Source organism: Paraburkholderia sp. BR14374, from assembly GCF_040948685.1.
Taxonomy (GTDB): domain Bacteria; phylum Pseudomonadota; class Gammaproteobacteria; order Burkholderiales; family Burkholderiaceae; genus Paraburkholderia; species Paraburkholderia youngii.
Map to the genome: position 1 here is coordinate 1 of NZ_JBFPKF010000144.1, position 350 is coordinate 350.

Below are 350 nucleotides of genomic sequence, written 5' to 3' on the forward strand. Positions count from 1 at the left end.
GCTGTTGAAGAAGCTCTCCGTCGGCGCGTTGTCCCAGCAATTTCCTTTGCGGCTCATAGAGCAACGCATGCCATAGTCAGCCAGCCTGCACTGAAATTCGTGGCTCGCGTACTGACTGCCACGGTCCGAGTGGTGCAGCGCGCCGGGCGCGGGCTTCCGGCGAAACCATGCCATCGTCAGCGCGTCGGTCACAATGTCGGCCGTCATGCGCGGCTTGATGGATCAACCCACGACTTCTCGATTGAACAGGTCCAGCACGACCGCCAGATACAGCCAGCCCTCGTCGGTCCAGATATACGTGATGTCCGAACTGAACACCTGATTCGGCGCAGCCGGCGCGAACTCGCGGT

1 pseudogene is annotated in these 350 nt (G+C 61.1%); it reads right to left on the reverse strand.

What is annotated here, in order from left to right:
• Positions 1-350, reverse strand: a pseudogene (locus tag AB3X86_RS38405) (IS3 family transposase); the annotation flags it as partial.